The organism is Thalassospira sp. SN3W (assembly GCF_038070535.1).
Classification (GTDB): Bacteria; Pseudomonadota; Alphaproteobacteria; order Rhodospirillales; family Thalassospiraceae; genus Thalassospira; species Thalassospira xiamenensis.
Map to the genome: position 1 here is coordinate 2,001,224 of NZ_CP121124.1, position 23,456 is coordinate 2,024,679.

General features: G+C 52.9%; 32 protein-coding genes. 13 read left to right on the forward strand and 19 right to left on the reverse strand.

All coding sequences use genetic code 11. The annotated features are described in order from the left end of the window. Positions 1-133 precede the first annotated feature (133 nt). The 3 genes from P8T57_RS08890 to P8T57_RS08900 all read left to right on the forward strand — a co-directional run bounded on the left by P8T57_RS08890 (position 134) and on the right by P8T57_RS08900 (position 2,703). On the forward strand, positions 134-850 hold the full coding sequence (locus P8T57_RS08890) for a Tim44/TimA family putative adaptor protein (protein WP_341365215.1): 717 nt from the start codon (positions 134-136) through the stop codon (positions 848-850). Between the two features lie 234 nt (positions 851-1,084). Further along, positions 1,085-2,338, forward strand: a complete 1,254-nt coding sequence (locus P8T57_RS08895) for a murein transglycosylase A (protein WP_341365216.1) — start codon at positions 1,085-1,087, stop codon at positions 2,336-2,338. Further along, positions 2,338-2,703, forward strand: a complete 366-nt coding sequence (locus P8T57_RS08900) for a Dabb family protein (protein WP_037989035.1) — start codon at positions 2,338-2,340, stop codon at positions 2,701-2,703. The genes P8T57_RS08895 and P8T57_RS08900 overlap by 1 nt, the downstream gene beginning before the upstream one ends. Positions 2,704-2,862: 159 nt before the next feature. Here the strand turns inward: P8T57_RS08900 and rlmN are convergent, their stop codons facing one another. The 4 genes from rlmN to P8T57_RS08920 form a co-directional block, all read right to left on the reverse strand. Further along, on the reverse strand, positions 2,863-4,107 hold the full coding sequence (gene rlmN / locus P8T57_RS08905) for a 23S rRNA (adenine(2503)-C(2))-methyltransferase RlmN (protein ID WP_341365217.1): 1,245 nt from the start codon (positions 4,105-4,107) through the stop codon (positions 2,863-2,865). 295 nt (positions 4,108-4,402) lie between these two features. After that, the gene (locus P8T57_RS08910) at positions 4,403-4,951 is read right to left on the reverse strand and encodes an invasion associated locus B family protein (protein WP_007088493.1); all 549 of its coding nucleotides are present in this window, start codon (positions 4,949-4,951) and stop codon (positions 4,403-4,405) included. 195 nt (positions 4,952-5,146) lie between these two features. Beyond that, positions 5,147-5,764: a hypothetical protein gene (locus tag P8T57_RS08915; RefSeq protein ID WP_341365218.1), complete on the reverse strand. Its 618-nt coding sequence runs from the start codon at positions 5,762-5,764 to the stop codon at positions 5,147-5,149. 3 nt (positions 5,765-5,767) lie between these two features. Further along, complete coding sequence (locus P8T57_RS08920) at positions 5,768-6,265, reverse strand: polymer-forming cytoskeletal protein (RefSeq protein ID WP_233421814.1); 498 nt, start codon at positions 6,263-6,265, stop codon at positions 5,768-5,770. Between P8T57_RS08920 and P8T57_RS08925 the strand changes: the two genes are divergently transcribed. Continuing rightward, positions 6,255-6,614, forward strand: coding sequence for a hypothetical protein (locus P8T57_RS08925; RefSeq protein ID WP_341365219.1), 360 nt, complete (start codon positions 6,255-6,257; stop codon positions 6,612-6,614). The two genes, P8T57_RS08920 and P8T57_RS08925, sit on opposite strands and share 11 nt — an antisense overlap. Here the strand turns inward: P8T57_RS08925 and P8T57_RS08930 are convergent. Beyond that, on the reverse strand, positions 6,569-7,249 hold the full coding sequence (locus P8T57_RS08930) for an EI24 domain-containing protein (protein ID WP_341365220.1): 681 nt from the start codon (positions 7,247-7,249) through the stop codon (positions 6,569-6,571). The genes P8T57_RS08925 and P8T57_RS08930 overlap by 46 nt on opposite strands. 484 nt (positions 7,250-7,733) lie before the next feature. Then, positions 7,734-8,429: an outer membrane lipoprotein carrier protein LolA gene (locus tag P8T57_RS08935; protein ID WP_341365221.1), complete on the reverse strand. Its 696-nt coding sequence runs from the start codon at positions 8,427-8,429 to the stop codon at positions 7,734-7,736. 233 nt (positions 8,430-8,662) lie between these two features. On the opposite strand from P8T57_RS08935, the gene gshB reads away from it, so the two are divergent. Further along, positions 8,663-9,607 carry a glutathione synthase gene (gene gshB / locus P8T57_RS08940; RefSeq protein WP_341365222.1) on the forward strand — a complete coding sequence of 315 codons (945 nt, stop codon included), beginning with the start codon at positions 8,663-8,665 and terminating at the stop codon, positions 9,605-9,607. A gap of 38 nt (positions 9,608-9,645) precedes the next feature. On the opposite strand, the gene P8T57_RS08945 is transcribed toward gshB, so the two are convergent. After that, positions 9,646-9,825, reverse strand: coding sequence for a hypothetical protein (locus P8T57_RS08945; protein ID WP_341365223.1), 180 nt, complete (start codon positions 9,823-9,825; stop codon positions 9,646-9,648). A gap of 22 nt (positions 9,826-9,847) precedes the next feature. Here P8T57_RS08945 and P8T57_RS08950 point away from each other — a divergent pair, with 22 nt between their 5' ends. The 3 genes from P8T57_RS08950 to P8T57_RS08960 all read left to right on the forward strand — a co-directional run bounded on the left by P8T57_RS08950 (position 9,848) and on the right by P8T57_RS08960 (position 12,155). Further along, on the forward strand, positions 9,848-11,305 hold the full coding sequence (locus tag P8T57_RS08950; protein ID WP_341365224.1) for an alkaline phosphatase D family protein: 1,458 nt from the start codon (positions 9,848-9,850) through the stop codon (positions 11,303-11,305). 22 nt (positions 11,306-11,327) lie between these two features. After that, positions 11,328-11,768, forward strand: a complete 441-nt coding sequence (locus P8T57_RS08955; protein WP_341365225.1) for a hypothetical protein — start codon at positions 11,328-11,330, stop codon at positions 11,766-11,768. A 117-nt stretch (positions 11,769-11,885) separates the two neighbouring features. Then, positions 11,886-12,155, forward strand: a complete 270-nt coding sequence (locus P8T57_RS08960; protein WP_258548415.1) for a hypothetical protein — start codon at positions 11,886-11,888, stop codon at positions 12,153-12,155. 15 nt (positions 12,156-12,170) lie between these two features. On the opposite strand, the gene P8T57_RS08965 is transcribed toward P8T57_RS08960, so the two are convergent. Next, positions 12,171-12,638, reverse strand: coding sequence for a MarR family transcriptional regulator (locus P8T57_RS08965; protein WP_341365226.1), 468 nt, complete (start codon positions 12,636-12,638; stop codon positions 12,171-12,173). 135 nt (positions 12,639-12,773) lie between these two features. Here P8T57_RS08965 and P8T57_RS08970 point away from each other — a divergent pair, with 135 nt between their 5' ends. The 4 genes from P8T57_RS08970 (at position 12,774) to P8T57_RS08985 (ending at position 15,811) form a co-directional block, all read left to right on the forward strand. Continuing rightward, entirely contained in the window at positions 12,774-13,247 is a 474-nt protein-coding gene (locus P8T57_RS08970; RefSeq protein WP_341365227.1) for a VOC family protein, read from the forward strand. A 58-nt stretch (positions 13,248-13,305) separates the two neighbouring features. Further along, positions 13,306-13,743, forward strand: a complete 438-nt coding sequence (locus tag P8T57_RS08975) for an SgcJ/EcaC family oxidoreductase (protein WP_341365228.1) — start codon at positions 13,306-13,308, stop codon at positions 13,741-13,743. Between the two features lie 43 nt (positions 13,744-13,786). Continuing rightward, positions 13,787-14,212 carry a VOC family protein gene (locus P8T57_RS08980; protein WP_341365229.1) on the forward strand — a complete coding sequence of 142 codons (426 nt, stop codon included), beginning with the start codon at positions 13,787-13,789 and terminating at the stop codon, positions 14,210-14,212. A gap of 87 nt (positions 14,213-14,299) precedes the next feature. Further along, positions 14,300-15,811, forward strand: coding sequence for a YifB family Mg chelatase-like AAA ATPase (locus P8T57_RS08985; RefSeq protein ID WP_114094203.1), 1,512 nt, complete (start codon positions 14,300-14,302; stop codon positions 15,809-15,811). On the opposite strand, the gene P8T57_RS08990 is transcribed toward P8T57_RS08985, so the two are convergent. From P8T57_RS08990 to P8T57_RS09010, 5 genes are all read right to left on the reverse strand, one after another. Beyond that, positions 15,812-16,423 (reverse strand): SAM-dependent methyltransferase, encoded by a 612-nt coding sequence (locus tag P8T57_RS08990; protein ID WP_063092241.1) that lies wholly within the window; start codon positions 16,421-16,423, stop codon positions 15,812-15,814. A 73-nt stretch (positions 16,424-16,496) separates the two neighbouring features. Further along, positions 16,497-16,790, reverse strand: coding sequence for a hypothetical protein (locus P8T57_RS08995; RefSeq protein WP_063092240.1), 294 nt, complete (start codon positions 16,788-16,790; stop codon positions 16,497-16,499). 71 nt (positions 16,791-16,861) lie between these two features. Next, positions 16,862-17,176, reverse strand: a complete 315-nt coding sequence (locus P8T57_RS09000) for a phosphoribosylpyrophosphate synthetase (RefSeq protein ID WP_341365230.1) — start codon at positions 17,174-17,176, stop codon at positions 16,862-16,864. A gap of 89 nt (positions 17,177-17,265) precedes the next feature. Next, positions 17,266-17,736 carry a GNAT family N-acetyltransferase gene (locus P8T57_RS09005; protein WP_341365231.1) on the reverse strand — a complete coding sequence of 157 codons (471 nt, stop codon included), beginning with the start codon at positions 17,734-17,736 and terminating at the stop codon, positions 17,266-17,268. 224 nt (positions 17,737-17,960) lie between these two features. Further along, positions 17,961-18,704, reverse strand: coding sequence for an SDR family oxidoreductase (locus P8T57_RS09010; protein WP_341365232.1), 744 nt, complete (start codon positions 18,702-18,704; stop codon positions 17,961-17,963). 122 nt (positions 18,705-18,826) lie between these two features. Between P8T57_RS09010 and P8T57_RS09015 the strand changes: the two genes are divergently transcribed. After that, positions 18,827-19,741: a LysR family transcriptional regulator gene (locus tag P8T57_RS09015; protein ID WP_341365233.1), complete on the forward strand. Its 915-nt coding sequence runs from the start codon at positions 18,827-18,829 to the stop codon at positions 19,739-19,741. 81 nt (positions 19,742-19,822) lie between these two features. On the opposite strand, the gene P8T57_RS09020 is transcribed toward P8T57_RS09015, so the two are convergent. The 6 genes from P8T57_RS09020 to hisF form a co-directional block, all read right to left on the reverse strand. Next, a complete protein-coding gene (locus P8T57_RS09020) occupies positions 19,823-20,788 on the reverse strand; it encodes a glyoxylate/hydroxypyruvate reductase A (protein ID WP_341365234.1) in 966 nt (321 codons plus the stop codon). A gap of 167 nt (positions 20,789-20,955) precedes the next feature. Beyond that, complete coding sequence (locus P8T57_RS09025; RefSeq protein ID WP_341365235.1) at positions 20,956-21,375, reverse strand: VOC family protein; 420 nt, start codon at positions 21,373-21,375, stop codon at positions 20,956-20,958. 34 nt (positions 21,376-21,409) lie between these two features. Continuing rightward, the gene (locus P8T57_RS09030) at positions 21,410-21,886 is read right to left on the reverse strand and encodes a DUF6314 family protein (protein ID WP_007088472.1); all 477 of its coding nucleotides are present in this window, start codon (positions 21,884-21,886) and stop codon (positions 21,410-21,412) included. A 75-nt stretch (positions 21,887-21,961) separates the two neighbouring features. Beyond that, positions 21,962-22,333, reverse strand: a complete 372-nt coding sequence (locus P8T57_RS09035; protein ID WP_341365236.1) for a histidine triad nucleotide-binding protein — start codon at positions 22,331-22,333, stop codon at positions 21,962-21,964. 32 nt (positions 22,334-22,365) lie between these two features. Further along, positions 22,366-22,692, reverse strand: coding sequence for a phosphoribosyl-ATP diphosphatase (locus tag P8T57_RS09040; protein ID WP_037989257.1), 327 nt, complete (start codon positions 22,690-22,692; stop codon positions 22,366-22,368). 2 nt (positions 22,693-22,694) lie between these two features. Continuing rightward, on the reverse strand, positions 22,695-23,456 hold the full coding sequence (gene hisF, locus P8T57_RS09045) for an imidazole glycerol phosphate synthase subunit HisF (RefSeq protein WP_063092231.1): 762 nt from the start codon (positions 23,454-23,456) through the stop codon (positions 22,695-22,697).

Genomic DNA, 23,456 nt, shown 5'->3' on the forward strand with positions numbered 1-23,456 from the left:
TGGTGAAACCGATCACATTTTAAATGCGATAGGGAGTTGCCCTTGCATTCGCTTCGGTTCATACCATTTCTCGACCACAGCAGTTTTGCTGTTTTTGGCGTTTTTCGAAACCTTACAGATCAAGAGTCCGGGCTTGCAGTATTTCGACATCATTCTTTTCGCATTGATCGCTGTTTTTCTGGTTTTGCGCCTGCGCAGTACCCTTGGGCGCCGCAATGGCGAGGAAAAACAGGGTCCAACGGATGTTTTTGGCCGTCGTTCGCACGAGGATGACAGCAAAGGTGCCACCAATGGCGCGCCACAGCCGACGGACAATGTCTATCGTCTGCCTGATGCCGACAAGGTAGTCGGAAAGGATGATGCAACTGTTGCGGTTGACAGCAGTGCCTTTAGTGTGTTGCGGCAAATCCAGAAAGCTGATCCCGACTTTACCCAGCAGGATTTCCTGAATGGGGCGCGGATGGCATTCGAAATGATCGTCGAATATTTTGCCAAGGGCGACAAAGACGGACTGAACCCGCTTCTTTCGGCCGAAGTCTATAAAAACTTTGCCGCCGCCATTGATGCTCGCGCCGAAAAGGGAGAGCGCGAGGAAACCACGCTGGTCGGAATCAAAAGTGCCACCATTCACGATGCCAGCCTTGAGGGCCGCACCGCCTATATCACGATCAAATTCGTCTCCGAGGAAGTATCAGTCATTCTCAATAATGAAGGTGATGTGATTTCCGGCGATCCGAATCAGGTGGTCGAGGCCGAAGACCTCTGGACGTTCGCACGCAATATTGAAAGCCGCGATCCAAACTGGCAGCTGGTTGCGACCGAAACGCCGGAAGAAGAGACCGCGCAGTAATTTGGCGGTCTCCACTGGCACTGAATTGATAAAGGTGATCCAGACGGGTCGCCTTTTTTATTGCCTGATTTTATGGATTTGATGGCCGTTGTGGGTTTCGATTATCGGCTTGTTAAGCATGTTTTTGGACAATCGCGGCAGATAGTTGAAATGGGCAAGCATGCGTCAAATCATCTTGCCGGTTCTGATCGGATTTTGCAGATAGCGGGTTTTGCCTTGAAAAGACGTCTGGTTTTGTCGCGACTTCTTTCATTCATTGCGGTTTTTATCGGGGCGACAGGTGCTCTTGTCTGGCTGTTTTGGACCGATATTGCCGGTTTTGTCGGATGGGGAGAGGTACCGGAAAAACCGGCAGATGCACTGACACTGAGTGCCACGGACTTTAATCATCTTGATGGTTGGCAGTCTGACGACATGCGCGGCAGCCTGAAAGCGTTTCAGCGGTCCTGTGCAGCAATGATCAAACGTTCTGATGACCGCGATATCGGCCCGGACCCGCGGATGGGAACGGTTGGTGACTGGCGCGGATTGTGCGAAACCGCGCTGGCACTTGAGCCCGATACGATACGCAAGGAAGACGCACGCACCTTTTTCCAAAGCAGATTCAAACCGTGGCTGGTGGGCAATAACGACGATCCCGAAGGATTGTTTACCGGTTATTTCGAACCGGAACTGCGCGGTAATCTGACCCGAGAAGGACCTTTCCAGACGGCGATTTACCTGAAACCTGACGATATGGTGTCAATTGATCTTGGCGCGTTTCGTGAGGATCTTAATGGCACAACACTGGTCGGTCGGATTGAGGGTAAAAATGTAAAGCCCTATTACGACCGTGCGGCGATTGAAAATGGTGCACTTGCCGGACGGGATCTTGAACTTGTCTGGGTTGATGACGCGATTGATGCATTTTTCCTGCAAATTCAGGGATCGGGCCGTGTTGTTTTGCCAGATGGCAGTGTTTTGCGCATCGGATATGCTGCGACCAACGGCCATCCCTATTTCGCAATTGGTCGGGAACTGATCGAACGGGGCGAGTTGACGCGCGAAACCGTATCTTTGCAAACCATCCGGCAATGGTTATCCGATCATCCCGATCAGGCAGCTGATGTTATGAATACCAACGCATCCTTTGTGTTTTTCAATCCGCTGAAAACCGACCCTGATGACCCTGATGCCGGGCCGCTTGGATCGCAGGGCGTACCGCTGGAAACAGGGCGGTCATTGGCTGTTGATCGGCGTTTCCATGCCATGGGGGTTCCGATCTGGCTTGAAACCGATGATGCGATGAATGCCGATGCCAGATTTCATCGTCTGATGGTTGCGCAAGATACGGGCGGCGCCATTCGTGGTCCGGTACGCGGGGATATTTTCTTTGGCCCTGGCGAGGATGCCGCCCTGCATGCCGGTCATATGAACCGCAAGGGACGCAAGTTTGTTCTGCTGCCGGCATCAATTGATCCGGTCAAACTGACAGAGGTTCAACCCTGATGCTGCGCCATATAGTCCTGCTTCAGATCAGTGATGCAGTTCCGGCATCGGAAATTGACGGATTACTCCGCGAATTATCCGAAGTGGCGCTTGAAACGCCGGGAATATGTGCCTTTGTTGGTGGTCCCAAAACACCGGGAAGCGGCATGAGCCAGGGTTTTACCCATGCCTTGACCATTGATTTCACCGATGCGCTGGCGCGCGATTCCTATTTATCAGGTCTGGATAAAGACGGGGTGGGTCGGCGTATTTCGGAAATGACAGTTGGGGGGCTTGGCGGAGTGTTGGCAATAAATATCGATATTTCAGATATGAAAGCACCTGACGACATGGCACCTAAAAAGCTTCAGGCGAAATGGGCCTGATGATAAATTAGAATCAATGGAATGATCCTGATGCGATTAAACCAGCTAAGAAGTGCTGATAGTTTTCTACTGAAAACGTTAATCAGAAAATCAAAATAAAACGGGCAGGATAACCTGCCCGTTTATAATTCCAGATGTTCGCTAGGTTGTACGGGTTAATTATTGCGCGGCAACGACATTGGCATTTTCACCATCGGATGCGTTGCCACAACCACCGACGCGTGATTTGCGTTGGCGCTGGCTTTCGGATTTCAACTGGCCGCAAGCTGCCAGGATATCGCGGCCGCGCGGCCAGCGGATCGGCGCTTCGTAGCCGAGTTCAAGCAGCGTATGTGCGAATTTCTTGATGTCGTTGGTCGGCGTGCATTCATAGTCCGAACCCGGCCATTTATTGAACGGGATCAGGTTGAATTTGCAATGAACGCCCTTGACCAGTTTTGCCAGTGCGCGTGCATGTTCAGGTTTGTCATTCACGCCTTTAAGCATCACATATTCCATGGTGATCGGGCGCGAATTGGACATGCCGGGATAATGGCGGCAGGCATCCATCAGTTCCTTGAGCGGGTATTTCTTGTTGATCGGCATGATCTCATTACGCAGATCATCATCAGGCGCATGCAGTGAAATTGCCAGACCAACACCGAGTTCCTCGCCACAACGCACGATTTCCGGCACAACGCCAGAAGTCGAGAGGGTAACGCGACGGCGCGAAATTGAAATTCCTTCACCATCCATGGCGATTTTCAGCGCTTCACGGACATTTTCATAGTTAAACAGCGGCTCTCCCATGCCCATCATAACGATGTTCGACAGGCGACGGATACCGTTCGCAGGGGTTGGCCATTCACCATAACTGTCACGGGCAACCATGAACTGGCTGATGATTTCGCCAGGGGTAAGGTTGCGCACCAGAAGCTGGGTACCGGTATGGCAGAATTTGCAGGTCAGTGTGCAGCCGACCTGCGATGAAATGCAGACAGCACCACGATCTTCGTTACGATCAGGGATATAGACGGTTTCGGCTTCGTTACCGTCATGGAACTTCATCAGCCATTTATGGGTATCGTCCGAGCTTTTCTGATCGGCTGTCAGAATCGGGCGGCCAATATAGAAGTCCTGCGACAGTCGATCGCGAAGCTTTTTGGAAATGTTGGTCATATCCTCGATGTCTTTGACACCGCGGTTATAAATCCAGTTCCACATCTGCTTGACGCGAAACTTGCTTTCACCCATTTCGCCAAGCAGTTCGGTCAACTGATCGCGCGACAGACCCACAAGATCACGACGTCCGTCAGCAGCCTGCCCGTTGGCGGCGCGCGTTACGAAATCGGTCAAAGTCGGGCCGGACGGTGTGGCACTGTTTTCGGCGTTCTGGGTCACGTTTTCGGACAGGACGTCGGTCATCCCGGGCACTCTCTTTGGTGTTTGGCGTTTATCGGCGTTTGTTCTTCGTTACTGGCAGCATCGTACTGTTTCCGGTTGTTTCCGGTTTTGTGCATCCGATGCGCGCCGATTTGCAACGGGGCGGGACTATAACAGATTTTCCCGCGAAATGCTTTTGGCGCATAAACCATGGCCCCGCATATAGCGGGGCCAGGGCAATTTACAAACGATAAAATTCACATTGCAGCTATTTGCCGAACGCGATGCAGCTATACAAGCGCCTACAACCACTGGGATTTATCGGTTTTCTGTTCGGTTAGTTAACCGGTTTGGCGTCGCAAGCCTTTGAAATTGCATTATAGGCAGCGGTGAAACCGGAAAGAGAATAAGTATCGGTAGTTTTCGTGCCGCGTGATGAGTTCCCGACAACAACCATCGTGCTGCCCGACTTCATGGCACTGACCAGTTTTCGGTCTTCTTCACCGTTCACGGCCCAAGCTGAATCTTCGTAGGTGAACAGCTTGAAGCTTTTGGAATCGATTCGAAGGTCAACATCGCTATCCTTTTCATAGGTATAGCCGGTGATGAAACTGACTTCGTTGAACAGTTTGAGCGCCGGGCGGTGCGTGACCATGACATAGATCTTGCCGCGCTGGGTGTAGTCACCTTTGGCCGAGGTCGGCTGACTTCCGATATAGCAAACTTTCTTGCCTTTCTCGGAATAGCTATAGGCCTCCCATTTTCCATATACATCAATTAGTTGCGGCGCATTTTGCGCAATCGCAGCCTGAGAGATCAAAGCGATAAGGGCGGCAGCTGCACCTGACAGCGAATTTCTGACAAGACGATGGGCGTGTTTTTTCATGGGCTCGCGTATCGTGTCTGAAGTTTCGGGACGAAGACCTTAAATCCACCCGATTTGGCGGATTCATGAGAAATTTTCCCAAGGGTGACGGGAAAAGGTAAATATTCGACCAAGGAAATAACGGCATATCGCGAAATTTGAAAAAATCGGCTGCGATATGGCAAAATGGTGCAAATACCTGTTCCTTTTGGGCTTTTAACCCTTGTTGTTTAGGGCAGATCGGGCTTTTACGACCTGATCGAGGCAATCTTGGACCGAGATTTTATCGGCACTTTTGCGTTTGCGGGCAAGCATATGGGTCATTTTGCGTTTTTGCCCTTCGGCAGCCGGGAAAAAGAACGCATCAAAGGAGCAGTCATCGGACCGGTATTGCCAAACCCGTGCGGGGCCTTCGCCGCGGGTCATTTCCGGTTCGCCGATTTTTTGTTCTACAGCGTCCTCCGAAAGACCCATCAGGGTTTCAGCCTTGATTGATTTGAAGGGAACAGGCGGAATGGCAACCGTGATATGCGGCGACTTCGATTTGGATGTGCCAGTCGAGCTTGCCGCGGGTTCTGTTGCCATTGCCGTCGTGCTACCAGTGGCAGACGCTTCGGGTTTTTTCGGGATGTCCTGGGTCACGCGCGGCGAACTGGCCGATGTAGCCTTGCCATAGTTCTGATTGGTACTGCCCGGCGGGAGGGCATTGCCGCCACATGCCACAAGCGATGTCGCGATCAGGATCATCGCGCAAAGAAGCCCGGCGGGGTGTGCTTCACCACGCCGGAGCTGTATCGGGGTCGTATGGACTGGTGATCGGTTTATGCCGGTCACGGATCAGATATCGTCGCTTTTGCGCGGAATGGTGATCGCAGCCGAATGACCTGTACGGCTGGTGCCGTCGTCGCTGCCTTCAACATATTCCAGCGAGCCCTTGATACGGGCACCGTTTTCGATCTGAAGTGCACCATAGGTGATCTTGCCGTTGATGTCGGCTGTGCCGATCACGATGACGCGGCGTGCTGTCAGATCGCCTTCGAAGGTGCCGCTGATTTCGGCTTCGTCGACCTGTGCGGTACCGACAAATGTCCCACCCTGGGAAACTTCAAGACGGGTGCATTCCTTGATCTGGGCTTCAACATGGCCCTCGACGACAAGTATGTCGCAGGAACCGATTTCGCCAGCCAGACGAATATCGCGGCCAACCGTCAGCTTCTTGCCTTCGGTGTTGTTTGGTGTTGCGCTCGGACGGCCAGCACTGCCGCGGGTCGGAATTTCAAGCGGGCGCTTCGGGATTTCCGGGCGGAAGCTGGTGGAATGCGGTTTGCTGGACATTTGCGGTTCTTCCTTTGTGCGCGGCTGGGTAAATAGCTGCGGCTCACTACGTTTTTCTGTTTTTGTGGCGGTATCGTTGCTGGCACTCGCACTTTCGTCCGAAGTCGACGTGTTCGGCGAGGAAGCTGTGCTGTTGGAAAGACCGCCTGAATTCAATCTGGAAGAAGATGTATCTGACGAAGCCGGGCTGCTGTCGACTGTTTTGTTGGCTTTTTTCTTTCCGAACATGGGGATGACCAAATCCTTGTCTTGCAGTTTTGTTTCAGGTTTCCGCCGTTTTATCCGATGCCCACCGGAATGGCGTCAGGCTGTGGTCCGGTTTTCGAACGCGCCCAGACGGACGGAGTAATGTACCATAAAGGCAGTCGCAATGATCGGAGCCACAAGGTTGACCAGCGGCACGGTCATCAGGAATGTCAGGCCGATCCCGGCAAACCACAGTTTCATCTGGCGGCTCTTGCGAATGGCATTCACCGTGTGCACATCATAACGACGTGCGGCGACCAGTTCAAAATATTCGCGCGAAAGCAGATACCCATTCATCGCATAGAACGCGATGATGTAGACCGGTCCGGCCAAAAGAAGCGGCAGTATCAGGATGTTAAGCGCCAAAGCGGTCAATGCGAATTTAAGGCCGCTGATCAGGGCTTCGGTGATCGGTTGCGGGCGGGTGTTGGGCAGGGTTGGATAATATTTATCTTCAACCGCATCGGCGATCTGATCAAGCAGCAGGCTTGAAATCAGCACGGTCGCTGCCGGGAACATCAACAGCACCAAAAATGCCAGACCAACGCCAAGCAGCCAGTCTGCCGCGGTTTCCATCCAGCCGCCATCGGCAAAAAAGGTTACCGAATTCAGGCCAAAGCCAATCAGCATCCAAAGCCCGACAATTGTTGCCAACGCGCCGGCAACGCCGATCCACACAACCTTGCGAAAACGCGGGTCGGAGAACTGGGAAACGGATTTCAGAAAGTCATTGATCATTGGCGGAATTTTATCCTGCTGGCACTGTCGTAAATACGTTCCAAGGGAATCATGCCAAACATTACTAGGCAATCAAAATTAACAGGCCGTGAAATCGGTAGCGGATTTGACAGATTTTTTGCCCAAAGCGTCGGATATCGTATGTGTTGGGCAGAAAAAAGGCGTCCGGTCAGGGGGGAGAACCGGACGCCAGCGCTCCGATGATCTGGAGCGTGAGGAAAGGTAGGGGAGACCTGTTCCTCACACTTGGCTCCCACATCAAAATTCGGGAACCTTGTGACAGATTTTCATATAGGGACTATAACCCCCGTCTGCCATAGATCAGGGCCGCTTATCGGCGATAAATTTCGTGGATGCCGGTGAAAAATGTCATACCGATTGATCGTTGCGAAACAACAATGTTTGCAAGAGTTTGAATCGGAATGCTTAACCGCTTTGGCAGGCAGATTTGACATTTTCGTGAAGTTGACCGGGAATTTTGAAATCAGCCGCGCTGATTGGGCCAGATGCGGTCAAATTTGAATAATGCCGGGTCCAGCTTCATGCCTTCTTCGGTATTGAACAGGGTCACGGTCGTTTCTACCCCGGCGGGGTCGGTGACAATCCATTGACGCAACTGCATCGGATTTTCCTGAAACACCAGTGTGACACTGCCAGCACCCGGATCGGATTTGCGCACCATTTCAACCCGCATGGTTTCGGCGGTACGTTTGAAATCAATAACCTTGACCTCTCGCGTCAGAGACACGTCCTTTGCCAGAATGATACCAGCTGGGGTTTCGTCGATATTGAAATAGGTCGGGGCGTTGATTTCCTTATCATAATAAATGAAATCAGACCCGGTGGAGACCAGCAGGATTTGAGCAGGCGGGTTATATTCAAACCGCATCTTGCCGGGCCGCTCCATATAAAGCTTGCCCTCTGCGGCACCACCATCCGACGAAATCTGGACGAAATCACCTTTCAGTGTGGTGATGTCCTCAAGATAGTTTTCGATTTTCTCGATGGTTGCCTGGTCCATCGCGCCTGACTGCGCCAAAGCACTTGCGGGCGTCAGGCTGATTGAAACCGGTGCGGCAATCACAAAGGCTGTGGCAAAGACAGATGCCGCCGTCATGGAGCGGAAGCGCGCGCCCACCTGTTTGATGCGGAATTTGCCGAATTTGCTGAAGAATGCCATGTGACAGCCTGTCTACCCGTTTTAAGAAATTCTGTGATCGCGATTGCGAAACCGGAATGGCGAATGATAAAAATTCAGCCAAATTGTAACCAACCACAATATGTACAACATATCGCATCATTTGGCCGGGAAGGCCAGCCGGGTCAAGTCACGCCCGCAAATGATCACAATTGGCCGGGTTTGGCCGCATTTGCAGCAGTGATCGGCTTTCCGGCAACAGGAGAAAGCGTTTTATGAGTCGTATCGTCGCAATTCAGATGGATCCAATCGCATCGATCGATATCAAGGGGGATTCAACCTTTGTGATGGGGCTCGAAGCCCAGTCACGCGGTTATGATCTTTTGCACTATCATCCCGATGACATGTTTTATGACCGCGGTCGGATCAAGGCCGAAGTCCGCCCGATGACGCTTCGTTACGACAAGGGCAATCACTATGATCTGGGTGAGGCAAAGATCATAGATCTCGCCAAAGAAACCGATGTGATCCTGATGCGTCAGGACCCGCCGTTTGACATGAATTACATCACGGCGACCCATCTGCTTGAAGCCGTTCATCCGGAAAGCTTCGTGGTCAACCACCCCGGCCATGTCCGCAATGCGCCGGAAAAGATTTTCGTTACAGAGTTTTCCGATCTGATGCCGCCGACCCTGATTACCCGGTCGGCTGCGCGTATTCGGGATTTCCGCGAGGAATTCAAGGACATCATTGTCAAGCCGCTGTTTGGCAATGGCGGGGCTGGTGTTTTCCATCTGAAACCGGGTGACGAAAACCTGAATTCGTTGTTGGAACTATTCGCCGCGCAGTCGCGCGAGCCTTTGATGGTGCAGGCTTACTTGCCCGATGTGCGCAAAGGCGACAAACGCATCATTTTGGTCGATGGCAAACCTGTCGGTGCGATCAACCGTGTCCCGGCCGAGGGCGAGGCACGGTCGAACATGCATGTTGGCGGCGTAGCGGAAAAATCCATGCTCACCCCGCGTGAACTTGAGATTTGCGAACGCATTGGGCCGGAACTGAAAAAGCGCGATCTGATCTTTGTCGGGATTGACGTGATTGGCGATTATATGACGGAAATCAACGTCACCTCGCCGACCGGGCTTCAGGAAGTGAACCGTTTTGACGGATCGAAACTGGAATCCCTGATCTGGGATGCGATTGAAACCCGCTTGTCCTGATCGGATTTGACGACGGGACGATTTTCGGGGCAAGTGGTTTAACCGCTTGCCCCTTTTTCTGGCCCCCCTGTCTGGTCGGAATGGATGGCCGCGAAATGGCCGGATTTCATCGGCAATTCTGCACCAATTTGCTGCCCATATCCGTTGATGTGACTGAATTCATGCCCGCAGGCTGGAACCAAACGCCTGTTTCTGCGTATGATTTTGGGATCAATCATCAACAAGGCGGAATCCGATTGCATGGCGGATAAGCAAAACAGCGCAATTTCAACAAACGGTACCTTTGGCCCGTTCCTGTTCGCGCGTGGCAGCGACGATAAAACGGCCCGTCTGGCCGCCCTTGTTGTGACGCCGGAAGGAGCCGATCCGGCCGAGTTTCGAATCATGGGTCAGGATATTGTAACCCCGACAAAGCTTGCGAACCGGTTCGGGCGTCATTACTGGCGTTATGATTTCGAGCTGCCGGTTGCGTCGGATGCGCGTTATAGTTTCGATATCGAAACATATTATGTGAATACCGATTTGACTCATGACCTTCGGATCGGGTTTGTCTCGTGTAACGGACAAGAAGACGGCGATTTGGACCGACCTTTGGCGGATCGTAATGCGCTGTGGATTGATTTGGCCCGCGAACATCAAAAACGGCCTTTTTCCCTGCTTTTGCATGGCGGGGACCAGATTTATGCCGACGGGGTCTGGGGATGCCATCCTGATATTGTCACCTGGAAAAAGACGAGACGTCAGCAGAAACTGGCAGCGAATTTCACCCCCGAGATGCGCAATAGTGTTCTGAAATTCTATCTGGAACATTATCTTGAAATTTATGGACAGCCGCAGATCAGCCATATACTGGCGCGGGTGCCCTCTTTGATGATGTGGGATGACCACGACATTTTTGACGGTTGGGGCAGTCACAAGAAATGGTTTCATGACAGCATGGTCGCAAAGGGCATGTTTGCCTGCGCGCGTGAAGCATTTTGCCTGATGCAGCTTTGCACCGCGCCCGACGAATTGCCGCAGAAAATACTGGACCGTTCGGGGCAAAGCCTGGGCTGGCGTACGGATTTCCCCGGATTTTCGGTGATTGCGCCCGACTTGCGGTCGGAACGGACCCCGCATGCGATCATGGGCGAACATGGTTGGCGGGACATGATTGCGGTACTCGATACGATTCCGGAACATCATCGTATTTTGTTGATGTCGAGTGTGCCGGTGATTGGCCCGCGCCTGTCACTGGTTGAGGCGATCCTGCATCTGATGCCCAGTGCGCAGAAATACGAAGATGACCTGCGCGATCAGTGGCAAAGCCGTTGGCATCGTAAGGAATGGTGCCGTTTTCTGGAAACCATTGAAGATGTCGTCGTCAAGGGCGGTTATGACATGACCATGCTTTCGGGGGAAATTCATGTGGCGACCCGCGGCACGTTTGAAACCCATGGCAAGTCCATTCACCAACTGGTGGCATCGGGCATTTCGCACACTGCCCCGCCGGTGGCGTTTGCGCGTGTGCTTGGTCTTTTGGCATGGATTGGCGATAATCCCCTGCCCGGTCGCCCGACCAAGCTTAAGCCGCTTCCTGGGCGGATTGGCACCTATTGCGCTGCACGCAATTACCTGACACTGGACCGAAAGGGCGAAAACTGGCGGGCCAACTGGCATCTGGAAAATATTGGCTGGACACCGGATTTAACGATCTAGGGAGGATCCCATAGTTCCTACCATGCAGCTTTACTATTCGCCGACATCGCCCTTTCCACGGAAGGTGCCGATCAATGTTCGCGAATTGGGATTGGAAGGCGATATTTCTGAAATTATGATCAATCCTTGGACGGATGCGGCTTTGCGTGACGGTATGATGTCCTCGACCGGGCGGTTATACGCCGATAGCAAACGCCCGGAAACTGAACGTTCCGATTTCGTAATGGATCGTCAGCGTGCCGCGGTTCATGCAAGCATTGACGCCATAGAAGCCGGGATCAGCAGCCTCGCAACAGATAGGCCAGATATCGGCACTCTTTCGGTGGTCGCGGCCCTTGAATATGTTGATTTCCGCTGGCCCGATGGGTGTTTTGCTGTTTCAGACGATCTGCGCCATTTGATGGCGGGCATGGCCAATCGCCCAGCCATGCTTGCCACGCGGTATCATTTGCTTCCGGTTTGACAGATCTGATCTGCATGGATGCAATATTGTCCGGGCCGGTTAAACAAGCTATAGCGTGGCGGGGCAGCGAGATGTGTTATGATGTCGGGCAGCAACTTTTCAGATGAAACGGGTTTCATGACCGACATTACCAAATCCATGCGTGAACGGGCCTGGGCCCGGGCCGGAAAAATTCAGGGTGAAGATTCCGCCGAAGTGCGCAAGCACCGTTCCAGCGGCATCACGATGAAAAAAGAAAGTTTTGGCAAGTTCCGCAATTTTGGCTGGACCGTTGTAGATGGCGTTGCTGTTCCATGCCGCAAGGAATTCCTACCGCCGCGTGACGGCGATGCGACTGATGGCGATGCATCTGAAGATATGGCCAAATCCGAACCGTCCGAAGACTGATCATCTGATTCTGTCCTAGCCATTCGTCAGGTTGATCAAATCTGTCAAAAGGTGGCGCGAATCGGAATTCGCGACCAGTGCGTTGAGGTCTTTCTGGGTCTTTTGCCAGATCGGAAAGGCTTTAACAATCAACGCCATTCCCTGATCGGTTAGAGTCAGCAAACGACTGCGTTTATCCTTGGGGTCGATATCGATTGCAACCAGCCCCCGTCGTTCCAGCGGTTTAAGATTGGCGGTCAGTGTTGTGCGATCCATCGCCAGCAAATCAGCAACATCTTGCATGTGCGGCGGGTGTGGCCGGTTAAGCGACATAAGCAAGGAATATTGCCCGCTGGTCAGGTCAAGCGGGCGAAAAGCATCGTCGAACCGGCGCGCAATCGTGCGCGCGGCCCGCCGCACATGCAGACAAAGACAACTGTCACGCACCATCAGCGTCGATGAAAACGGGACTTTATCGTTCTGGTTGAAATCTTTTTTTGACATGAATTAATTATGTTGATATCAACGTATTTGTCAAACGGGAAAATAAGAAAAAACTGATCAATCGTTTGGTTCATAAAGCGCCACCACGCTTTACCCGATTTGGAATTCACTTCTGAACGGCAAGGAGGAAGCCCGATGCAGAAGATCAGCCCCTTTCTATGGTTTGACGGCAACGCCGAAGAAGCCGTCAATTTTTATGCGTCCGTTTTTCCAAATGCCACGATCGGCAAAATTCTCCGCAGCAGCAAGGCCGGACCCGGACGGGAAGCCCATGTTTTGACCGTAAGTTTTGAGCTTGAAGGTCAACAATTCACAGCCCTTAACGGCGGGCCGCAGTTCAAGTTTACCGAGGCTGTTTCCTTCACCGTGTCCTGCAATGATCAGGCAGAAGTTGATTATTACTGGGACTGCCTTTCCGAAGGTGGGGAACTCAGACAGTGCGGCTGGCTAAAAGACAGGTTTGGCCTTTTCTGGCAGATCACTCCGGTTCGCCTGATCGAATTGATGAACGATCCCGATCCGGATGTAGCGGCCCGGGTGGCAACAACCATGATGTCGATGGAAAAATTCGATATCGCCGGGATTGAACGTGCCGCCAAAGGCATCTGAAAACTCCACGCAAAATTTTTGCCAATCCCTCGCACCACCAACGCAAGGAAATGCCCCCATGACTGATAAACAAAGCAAAGACAAAGTTGCTATCCGCGAGATTTTCACCCGCTGGTCAACGGCGGCGCGTAACAAGGATCTCGACGGTATCATGGCGTTATATAGCGATGATATCTGCTCCTATGACGCGGTTGGTCCATTACAATTCAAGGGCCGCGACGATTATCGTGCCCATTGGGAACGCTGCATGGCGTTCGATGACGAATTCATCATGGAACCGCAGGAACCCCTTATTCGCATTTCCGGGCATTTGGCAGTTGCACGGTTCCTGATCCGGTGCGGTATGCGCAAGGAAGATGGGACCGAACAGGCAAGCTGGATGCGGTCAAGCTATCACCTTGAAAAACACGATGGTCAATGGCGCATCATGCATGAACATTTTTCCGTGCCTTTTGACTTTGAAAACGGTTCCGCCCAGTTCGGGCTGCAGCCGTAAATCTCCAAACCAACCAGATTTTTACACATAAAGGAACGCTCCGATGAGACTGATCACCTATCTGAATTTCGATGGTAATTGCCGTCAGGCTTTTGAATTCTATCAATCGGTCCTGGGTGGTGAACTGATCATGATGCCGTTTGGCGATACGCCGATGGCCGGCGACACTGCGGAACTCAACGACAAAATCGCCCATGCATGTTTGATGGGGGATGGCTGGCACTTGATGGCGTCCGACTGCCCGCCGGGCTATTTTGCTAAAATGCAGGGTATGACAGCGTCCCTGCATTTTGAAAAAGCGACCGATGCCAGAAAAATGTTTGATACTCTCTCGTCAGGTGGCGAAGTCACCATGCCGTTCGAGGAAACCTTTTGGTCGCCGGGTTATGGCATGTTTACCGACAAGTTCGGTACGCCCTGGATGATCAATACCGAGATGTCGCCAGAAGACGGAGCAGGTTGTGCCTGATGACCGGGGATAAACGACTTGTTGCCTTGATCCCCGTTTCCCGCCAAAGTGGTATATATAACTTGGGGTTACGGGGATCAACACCACATGACAGCAAGGGTTATGACCGTCGCCTTTGCCGGGATTGATACAATTCCGGTCGATGTGCAGGTTCAGATGGCAAGCGGATTGCCCGCTTTTAGCGTGGTTGGCTTGCCCGACAAGGCGGTTTCCGAGGCGCGCGAACGTGTGCGATCCGCGCTTTCAGCGATGGGGCTGGCATTGCCGCCCAAGCGCATCACAATCAATCTGGCCCCCGCCGATTTACTAAAGGAAGGATCGCATTTCGATCTGCCGATTGCGTTGGGTCTTCTGGCCGAGATGGATGTGATCGGACACGAAGACATTGCGAATTTTGTCGTACTGGGTGAATTGGGGCTTGATGGCAGTATCACCGGCGTCGGCGGGATTTTACCGGCGGCCATGCAGGCAAGTGGCTTGGATCGGGGGATTATCTGCCCGGCAGATAACGGTGCGGAAGCGCTTTGGGCAGGGGAACTTGAAATTCTGGCACCATCGCGTTTGACCGGATTGATCAACCATTTCAAAGGAACTCAGATCCTGTCGCGGCCATGTGCGCCGAAAGTTAGCTCATCTCCCGTATCATTGCCAGATCTACGCGATATCAAGGGGCAGGAAAGTGCCAAACGTGCGCTCGAAATTGCTGCGGCTGGCGGTCATAATTTATTGATGAGCGGCCCGCCCGGTTCGGGAAAATCGATGCTTGCCGCTCGTCTGCCGGGGCTTTTGCCAGAATTGAATGCCAGACAGGCCCTTGAAACTACCGTGATCCATTCGGTTTCCGGGATGCTGCCCGAAGGCGGTCTTATCCGCACACGACCCTTCCGACAGCCCCACCATTCGGCATCCATGCCTGCACTTGTTGGCGGTGGCCATCGTGTCCGCCCTGGCGAGATTTCCTTAGCCCATCATGGCGTTCTGTTTTTGGATGAATTACCGGAATTTCAGCGCAATGTCCTTGATGCGTTGCGTCAGCCACTTGAAACCGGACAGGTATCGGTTGCGCGTGCCAATGCGCATGTAACCTATCCGGCGCGTGTGCAACTGGTTGCGGCAATGAATCCCTGCAGGTGCGGCTATTTGGGTGATAATGATCTGGCGTGCACGCGGGCACCGCGATGTGGCGAGGATTATCAGGCGCGGCTTTCCGGCCCGCTTCTGGATCGTTTTGATATCCAGATTGATGTTCCCGCAGTCACACCCGAAGAACTTGACCTTCCGGCGTCGGGCGAGACGACGCAGGTGGTGCGTAAACGGATTTTGGTGGCGCGCGAAACCCAGTCATTACGATATAAAAATGATAATATTTTGACCAATGCTGAAGCAGATGGCGAGGTCTTGCAAAAAGCAGCGGTTCTGGATGAGGATGGGCGTGCCTTGTTGCAGGATGCCACGCGTCAGATGAAGCTTTCAGCTCGCGGGTATCATCGTGTTTTGCGTGTTGCCCGCACGATTGCCGATTTGGCGGGCATGGATAACGTCAAGCGCGGGCATATCGCCGAAGCCCTTGGTTACCGGCATATGGCTTATCGGAGATGATCAGGCAACGCGGGAAATCCGGTAAACGGACGATGGTGGTACATTGCGCATGATCGTTCCGATCCGGCTGGCGCGAAGGCCCATCCGATCAAGAATGGTGCTTGGAATCGGGCAGCGTGGGCCATAGGTGAACTGATAGAGGGCACCGGTAGGTCCAAGATAACGGAATGCACCATTCAAAACGCCCATCACTTGGCGGGGTCGCATGGAAAGCAATGGCAGGCCGCTGATGGCAGCACCCAGATCATTGGATGGATAAAGCGGGTTTAAGGTGATCCGGCTGGCATCCATATGCAGCACCCTGGCACGTGGGTAACGATCTGAGAGCAATCGGGCAAATTCGGCCCCGGCTTCGACCAAGGTCAGATCGCCCTCATCAAGACCGCGCGCGATCAGGGCCCGTGTAAAAACACCGGTACCCGGACCAAGCTCAAGCACGGAGCCGGTTGCGGGGGAAATTTCGGATGTAATCAGTTCTGCCAATGCCGAACTGGAGGGGGAAATGGCCGAAACCCGTTTGGGATCGGCCACCCAGGCCCGAAAAAACGGCAACAGGTCCGACATCGCATTTACTGCCTTTTGATCGAATTTCGATAATGACGTCAATCTCATCATCCTTCATGTCGCCAAAAGTGCAGGTTTGTGTTCATTTTGTGAGAACACGTGAAAAACCGGGATATCGCGATTAATGTGTGTTCCGACGCAGATCATCAATCAACTGTGCCTTGGCTGGATCAGTATGAAAACTTGAAGGGATGATCATCATTCCCTTGGTGCCATCGCGGGCTTCGATCATATAAAGGGTGGCATCATCCCCTGGATCGGTACCTGCATCGACACTGTTGCTGTGCACGATTTTCAGATCTGCCGGATCATAGACCGGGCCGCCCCCATCACAACGCAATACGCCATCTTCATAAACGAATTGATGCGAAAAGCCGTGGCGGATGGCATTTTCCTGAAGTTCTGCGAGATTCATGACTTGGCTCCTTGCTCGTTTTGATATCCGTGTTTCATAAACGCGCAAAGAGAATGTCTGTTCCGTCAGGATTAAGGATTGCCCGATTTGCTTTCGCGTTGCTGACTTCGCAAATGGTCAATCAGTTCGGCTTTTTCATGTTCTGTGTAAAAGCTGCTCGGTACGATCAGGGTGCCACGCGTACCGTCGCGGGCCTCGATCATATAAAGCGTCGCATCATCACCCGGATCGGTGCCGCTATCGACGGATCGACTGTCGATAATAGTCAGATCATTGGCGGAATAGCTTACTTCCTTGCCATCGCAGGTAACATGGTTTCCAGCCGCACTGAAATGATGGGTGAAGCCCTTGAGTGTGGCAATTTCCTGCAGTTCGGAGAGATTCATGGTGTAAGCTCCGTTTGCCAGTGTTTCGTGGGATTTCAATCATAGCATGATAAGGCCGGGAAATATTGCCATTACTATGACAGAAAACCTCAGATTTCCTTTTTCATACCTTCGTGGCTGGCAACAAAACCAAGCCGTTCGTAAAAGCGGTGCGCATCCTTTCGGCTTTTATCGGTTGTGAATTGCACAAGCGATGCACCAAGTAATTTCGAAATCGAAATGGATTCGGTAATCAGCTTTTCCCCCACCTTCTGGCCGCGACATTTTGACGACACCCGCACCCCTTCGATCTGCGCACGCAGACGACCTTTGCGCGAAAGCCCGGCAATCAGGGTCAGTTGCAGACAACCGACAATCTCATCCCCGCGACACGCCAGCAGGTATTTGTTGGGAAGGGCTTGGGTGCTTTGGCTTTGCATGGCATCGAACGCGGCATAATAGACATCAGGCAGCGGATCGCGCAGTTCTTCGCGGGTTTTGCCCTTTTCGTCATCTGCCAGAAGCGCAACGATGGCAGGCAAATCTTCATGCGTGGCATAGCGGAAGGTAATATCGGTCATAAAGGCATCCTTGTTCGGGGCGTGGCCATCATGGGTTAAAATCAGGGGCTTGCCAATTTGCTCGGTGGAGTTTTTGCGAGTTTCTTGTCGCTGTTTTGGCAATAGGGCCTTCGTGGAACGGCAAAGGTGCCGTCCTCATGTTTTCAGGACGGCACCTTTGTGTAATCACCCTGTCGCGCGGGATCGGGGGAAAAGCGGTAGGGCAATCAATTTAATGATCAGGATCAGGCAAGGCCGCCATTGGCGCGCAGCGTCTGTCCATTGACCCAATCGGAATCCGGCCCAGCCAGGAAGGAGACAACACCGGCGATATCTTCTGGCTGTCCGAGGCGTTCAAGTGGCGGCATTTTGGAAAAATGTGTAATCTGTTCGTCGGTCTTGCCGTTCAGGAACAACTCGGTAGCAACCGGGCCGGGGGCAACGGCATTGACCGTGATATTGCGGCCGCGCAGTTCCTTGGCATAAACACCTGTCATGGCTTCAACCGCCGCCTTGGTTGCATTGTAGACCGCATAACCCGGCAATTTCAGATGAAGGGCCGTGGTTGAAAAGTTGATTACCCGACCGTTATTGCGCAGGCGTTTGGCCCCCTCGCGCAGCATGTTGAAGGTACCGCGTACATTGGTATCCATCATCGAGTCATAGACCGCGTCACTCATTTCCGAGATCGGCTGTGTGGTCATGACGCCAGCATTATTGACGATGACATCAACCCCGCCAAAACGGGTTTCGGCGTGATCGAACATCTGTTTGACGGCATCGGCATCGGTGATATCGGCCTTGATTGCCATCGCCTGATGGCCGCTTGTTGTCAGTTCGTCGACAAGGGCGTTTGCGCTGTTGGCACTGTTGGCATAGTTGATAACAACGGCAAACCCATTCTGTGCCAAGCGTTTGGCAAGGGCCACACCAATGCCACGTGCGGCACCGGTGATAATGGCGGTTCTGGTTTCATTTGCATTTGTCATGTCGGTTTTCCTGCCTGGTGATGAACCAATTTCGATGGGCGGAGTATGAACCGGATGACATTTGGGATAATTACCCCATAATCGACAATACTGTTCGATAAATCATAACAATTGGAAATGCGATGGACCGGTTTGAGGAAATGCGCAACTTCGTTCGAATTGTCGAGCGCAGAAGTTTTACCAAAGCAGCGACGGATCTTCAGATACCACGCGCCACGATGACCAACGCCATTCAGCGCCTTGAAGAACGGTTGGGTACTCGGCTTCTGAACCGCACCACCCGACAGGTTCGACCAACTCTGGACGGCGAAGCTTATTACAAGCGCTGTATCCGGATACTGGGCGAGCTGGAGGAAGCCGACGGCCTTTTTCGGCCTTGTGCGCCCAAGGGGCTTTTGCGCGTCAATCTTCAGGGGACACTGGCCCGGATGTTTGTCATTCCGGCCCTGCCGGGCTTTATGGATGAATATCCTGATATCACGCTTGTGGTGGCGGATGGTGATCGGTATGTCGATCTGGTTCATGAGGGATATGATTGCGTGTTGCGCAGTGGGGAACTGGTCGATTCATCCATGATCAGCCGTCGTTTGGCAACAATGCCCGAGGTGACGGTTGCAAGTCCTGGCTATCTTGAAAAATATGGCATACCCGAACGGATCGAGGATTTTGAACGCCAGGGACACCGGGTTGTTTCCTTCCTTTCCGGTGCGGATGCCAAGCCGATGCCGCTTGATTTCACGATTGACGGTCTTGTGCGGCAGGTGGAGATTCCTGCCAATATTTCCGTGACCGGGGCGGATTTATATATCGCGGCGGCTATTGCCGGGCTTGGGATCATTCAGGTCCCGTATTACCGCGCGGTGGCCGATCTGAAGGCTGGTCGGCTGGTCGAAATCCTGCCGCAATATCCGCCGGAATCGATGCCTGTATCGGTGCTGTATCCACATAACAGGCAACTTTCACCGCGCGTTCGCGTATTTACCGACTGGCTGGGGCAGCTTTTTGCCAATGGGGTCGAAGGACTGATGGCAAGCTGATTGCGGTTCGAGGTGACTAACGTTGGCAGGCAGAATGGACTGGCATAGCCAACCATTCTGCTCCTTTACCAACGATGCGGCTTAATATCCTGTTTTACGATCAACAAGGCCGCGCGGGGTTTCGCCGCGTGAGATGCGATCAATATTTTCGGCGATCTGATCGACCGATTCCTCAATCCGTGTCGCGGCCGCGATATGCGGCGTGATGCGGATTTTCGAATGATCCCAGAACGGGTGGCTTTCGGGTAGCGGTTCGGTTACCGCCACATCAAGGAACGCCCCGCGCAGATGCCCGGTATCTATCAGGCGCAGAAGATCCGCCTCCACAATCATCGCACCGCGCGCGGCATTGATCACTGCGGCATTTTTTGGCAATTGGGACAGAGTGTTTCCGTTCAAAACGCCCTCGGTTTCGGCAGTACGCGGCAACATGCAAACCAGGATGTCGGATTGTCCAAGGAACTCGTTGAGGGTTTCGGCCCCGGCATAGGTGGTGATGCCATCAATCGCCTTCATCGTGCGGCTCCAGCCGGATACGGCAAAGCCAAGCTGGGTCAGGGCGGTGGCGACCGCCGCACCAAGTGCACCCAGCCCCATCACCCCGACCCGGCATTTCGAAATACGTGCGACATCGTGCTGGGTCCAATCGGCCTTGGCCTGCTGACGGGCATAAATATCGAAATCGCGCATAAAATGCAGTGCGGCATACAGATGATATTGCACCATCTGATCGGCCATACCGGCATCTTCAAGGCGAATGACTGGCACTTCTGTCGGAAGGCTGGGCGCTGAAAGTACATGATCAACACCCGCGCCAAGTGAGAAGATCGCCTGAAGTCCCGTCAGGCTTTTAAGCAATCCCTGCGGCTGTTTCCACAACAAGGCAAAATCAATCGTTTTGGGATCGTAATTTTCATATTGTGTGACGATATTTGCATCCTGCAGGCGGGCGACCATGGCCTCTTTCCAGCGATCATCCTCGCCCGCCGCCGCAATCAGGATGCTGGGGGTTTTGCGGGTAGTATTGGCGGAACTGGCGGCGGACATGGGCAATTCTCCTGACGGACGGATGATGTGGATCGACGATTTAGGGATGTCGCGGATACCGATCAGAACCGGCATCGCTTATATTACCTGATCATATAACGCATTGCAGGGCAAAGCGTTCCGCGACATCAAAGCCAAAGTCGGATCATCTCTGCCTAAAATGCCAATTAATGCGCAAAAATCATCGCCGGATCGCGGAATGTCTTGAATTCCAGACCATTGCCGGCCGGGTCTTCCACAAAGAAAGTTCCCTGTTCGCCCGGTTCATCTTTAAAGCGGATTTTCGGCTCCAGCAGGAATTTAACCCCCGCTTCTTTCAGGCGATCTGCCAGATCATGCCATTTATCCCATTCCAGAACCGCGCCAAAATGCGGGATTGGCACCGCATCACCATCCACATTCCCCGCGCCCGCATTTTGTCCTGCTTCGGGGCGAACATGGGCAGAAAGCTGATGACCAAAGAAATCAAAATCAATCCATGCCTCGGTCGAACGACCTTCGTTACAACCAAGGATATCGATATAAAACGCGCGTGTATCGGCAATCGATTTAATCGGAAATGCCAGATGGAACGGGGACAGTGGCATGTGAACCTCGTAACGTTAAGGAAATTGCTGCGGCCTAGGCCTTTGGTTTTCGAAGATAAATGCTGTGCAACAAATGGTCTTTCTTCGGGCCAGTTATTTTTATTTTAGTTTCGAAATGATTTTCATCATGCCAGATCATGCAATGATGATAAAAATCATCACCACAGGGATGAATGTCGCGTGCACAAAGCACATCGGCTGCATCCTCTCCAAATTGCAGCAGGACATAGCGATTGCCAAAGCTTAACGGATCGCGAAACAGAAGCTCAATCCCGGGCGGGTCTTCATGCAGAACGAAGTCGTATTCGCGGTAACCGTCAAAGCGTTTGCCATCCCTGCGCTCAAGAACTCCTTCCTCCCGATAGCGTATAATTCCGGTCTTTTCAGGCTCTATCAGACGAAAAGTCACATCGCCTTTGAACTTTCCTGTGGGACCAATATCTCGCACAAGCGTCCAGTCACCCGGAAGGCTTTGGAAAATCTTAGCGGCGGACGAGATATCTCGGATCATGACATTCCGGTAAATCAAAAAGGCAGGGACGCCATAGCCGCCCTGCCCCGAATTCTAGTCTTGCAGGCGTCAACCTTAGTCTTTTGGCAACATCAGGCCCAGCTTTTTGCCGCCGATGATATGGACATGAAGATGCGGGACGTCCTGGCGGCCATGGTCGCGGGTATTGGCGATCAGGCGATAACCGTCCTCGACAACGCCTGCTGCGGTAGCGATTTTGCCGATTGCACGGGTATAGGCGATGACTTCTGCGTCCGATGCATTGGCTGCAAAGTCGTCATAGCTGGTGTAGGCACCCTTCGGGATCACAAGGATATGGGTCGGGGCCTGCGGGGCGATGTCGTGAAAGGCAAGGACATGATCGTCCTCAAAAACCTTGTTGCACGGGATTTCGCCACGAAGAATTTTGGCAAAGATGTTTTGCGGATCATAGGCAGAGACGGCCATGGGGATGCTCCTGATCTTGACGGGATATGACCCTATTTATCGGTGCGGGATGCCTTTTCGGCAATACCGGAAATACCCTGACGTTCGGCCAGTATGTTCCATACATCTTCCGGCTTTACCCCTTGATCAGCCCAAAGCACGGTCAGGTGATAGAGCAGATCGGCACTTTCGGATGCTACTTTTTGAGGTGTTTCGGCAAGGGCCGCGATCACGGTCTCAACGCCTTCTTCGCCGACTTTCTGGGCGATTTTTGCCGTGCCTTTGGCAAGAAGTCTTGCTGTATAGCTGGTTTCGGGATCTGCGCCCTTGCGTTCGGAAACCACAGCGTAAAGCTGATCAAGGATATGTTTATCAGTCATAATCACCCCTCGCGGACCGGGATGCCGGCGGCTTTCATGTGGTCCTTGACCTCGCGGATACGATAGGTCCCGAAATGGAAGATCGAGGCAGCCAGAACCGCCGAGGCATGGCCTTCGGTCACACCTTCGACCATATGGTCCAGCGTCCCGACACCGCCCGATGCAATCACCGGCACATGTACGGCATCCGCAATTGATCGCGTCAGCGGCAGGTTAAAGCCCGACTTGGTGCCATCGCGATCCATCGAGGTGACCAGGAGTTCCCCGGCGCCATATTCCGTCATTTGTTTTGCAAACGAAACGGCGTCAATCCCGGTTGGTTTGCGACCACCGTGGGTAAAGATTTCAAACTTGTCCGGGCCGGTCGATTTGGCGTCAATCGAAACCACAATACATTGTGATCCGAACTTGCGTGCTGCTTCGCGCACGAAATCGGGGTTATTGACCGCGGCCGTATTGATCGAAACCTTGTCGGCACCTGCCAAAAGCAGTTTGCGAATATCTTCAAGCGAACGCACGCCGCCACCGACTGTGACGGGCATAAAGCATGCCTCGGCGGTGCGGGCAACAACGTCGAAAATGGTATCGCGATTGTCGCTTGATGCGGTGATATCAAGGAAACAAAGCTCGTCTGCGCCTTCGGCGTCATAGATACGTGCTTGTTCCACTGGATCGCCGGCATCAATCAGATCAACGAAATTGACTCCCTTGACGACGCGACCGTCCTTGACGTCGAGACAGGGAATGACACGGGTTTTCAGCAT

Coding starts and splice junctions, on each gene's coding strand:
- P8T57_RS08900 (WP_037989035.1), top strand. CDS start 2,338: ATGCTGCGCCATATAGTCCTGCTTCAGATCAGTGATGCAGTTCCGGCA.
- rlmN (WP_341365217.1), bottom strand. CDS start 4,107: ATGACCGACGTCCTGTCCGAAAACGTGACCCAGAACGCCGAAAACAGT.
- P8T57_RS08910 (WP_007088493.1), bottom strand. CDS start 4,951: ATGAAAAAACACGCCCATCGTCTTGTCAGAAATTCGCTGTCAGGTGCA.
- P8T57_RS08920 (WP_233421814.1), bottom strand. CDS start 6,265: ATGTCCAGCAAACCGCATTCCACCAGCTTCCGCCCGGAAATCCCGAAG.
- P8T57_RS08930 (WP_341365220.1), bottom strand. CDS start 7,249: ATGATCAATGACTTTCTGAAATCCGTTTCCCAGTTCTCCGACCCGCGT.
- P8T57_RS08935 (WP_341365221.1), bottom strand. CDS start 8,429: ATGGCATTCTTCAGCAAATTCGGCAAATTCCGCATCAAACAGGTGGGC.
- gshB (WP_341365222.1), top strand. CDS start 8,663: ATGAGTCGTATCGTCGCAATTCAGATGGATCCAATCGCATCGATCGAT.
- P8T57_RS08945 (WP_341365223.1), bottom strand. CDS start 9,825: ATGATTGATCCCAAAATCATACGCAGAAACAGGCGTTTGGTTCCAGCC.
- P8T57_RS08950 (WP_341365224.1), top strand. CDS start 9,848: ATGGCGGATAAGCAAAACAGCGCAATTTCAACAAACGGTACCTTTGGC.
- P8T57_RS08955 (WP_341365225.1), top strand. CDS start 11,328: ATGCAGCTTTACTATTCGCCGACATCGCCCTTTCCACGGAAGGTGCCG.
- P8T57_RS08960 (WP_258548415.1), top strand. CDS start 11,886: ATGACCGACATTACCAAATCCATGCGTGAACGGGCCTGGGCCCGGGCC.
- P8T57_RS08965 (WP_341365226.1), bottom strand. CDS start 12,638: ATGTCAAAAAAAGATTTCAACCAGAACGATAAAGTCCCGTTTTCATCG.
- P8T57_RS08970 (WP_341365227.1), top strand. CDS start 12,774: ATGCAGAAGATCAGCCCCTTTCTATGGTTTGACGGCAACGCCGAAGAA.
- P8T57_RS08975 (WP_341365228.1), top strand. CDS start 13,306: ATGACTGATAAACAAAGCAAAGACAAAGTTGCTATCCGCGAGATTTTC.
- P8T57_RS08980 (WP_341365229.1), top strand. CDS start 13,787: ATGAGACTGATCACCTATCTGAATTTCGATGGTAATTGCCGTCAGGCT.
- P8T57_RS08985 (WP_114094203.1), top strand. CDS start 14,300: ATGACAGCAAGGGTTATGACCGTCGCCTTTGCCGGGATTGATACAATT.
- P8T57_RS08990 (WP_063092241.1), bottom strand. CDS start 16,423: ATGAGATTGACGTCATTATCGAAATTCGATCAAAAGGCAGTAAATGCG.
- P8T57_RS08995 (WP_063092240.1), bottom strand. CDS start 16,790: ATGAATCTCGCAGAACTTCAGGAAAATGCCATCCGCCACGGCTTTTCG.
- P8T57_RS09000 (WP_341365230.1), bottom strand. CDS start 17,176: ATGAATCTCTCCGAACTGCAGGAAATTGCCACACTCAAGGGCTTCACC.
- P8T57_RS09005 (WP_341365231.1), bottom strand. CDS start 17,736: ATGACCGATATTACCTTCCGCTATGCCACGCATGAAGATTTGCCTGCC.
- P8T57_RS09010 (WP_341365232.1), bottom strand. CDS start 18,704: ATGACAAATGCAAATGAAACCAGAACCGCCATTATCACCGGTGCCGCA.
- P8T57_RS09015 (WP_341365233.1), top strand. CDS start 18,827: ATGGACCGGTTTGAGGAAATGCGCAACTTCGTTCGAATTGTCGAGCGC.
- P8T57_RS09020 (WP_341365234.1), bottom strand. CDS start 20,788: ATGTCCGCCGCCAGTTCCGCCAATACTACCCGCAAAACCCCCAGCATC.
- P8T57_RS09025 (WP_341365235.1), bottom strand. CDS start 21,375: ATGCCACTGTCCCCGTTCCATCTGGCATTTCCGATTAAATCGATTGCC.
- P8T57_RS09030 (WP_007088472.1), bottom strand. CDS start 21,886: ATGATCCGAGATATCTCGTCCGCCGCTAAGATTTTCCAAAGCCTTCCG.
- P8T57_RS09035 (WP_341365236.1), bottom strand. CDS start 22,333: ATGGCCGTCTCTGCCTATGATCCGCAAAACATCTTTGCCAAAATTCTT.
- P8T57_RS09040 (WP_037989257.1), bottom strand. CDS start 22,692: ATGACTGATAAACATATCCTTGATCAGCTTTACGCTGTGGTTTCCGAA.
- hisF (WP_063092231.1), bottom strand. CDS start 23,456: ATGCTGAAAACCCGTGTCATTCCCTGTCTCGACGTCAAGGACGGTCGC.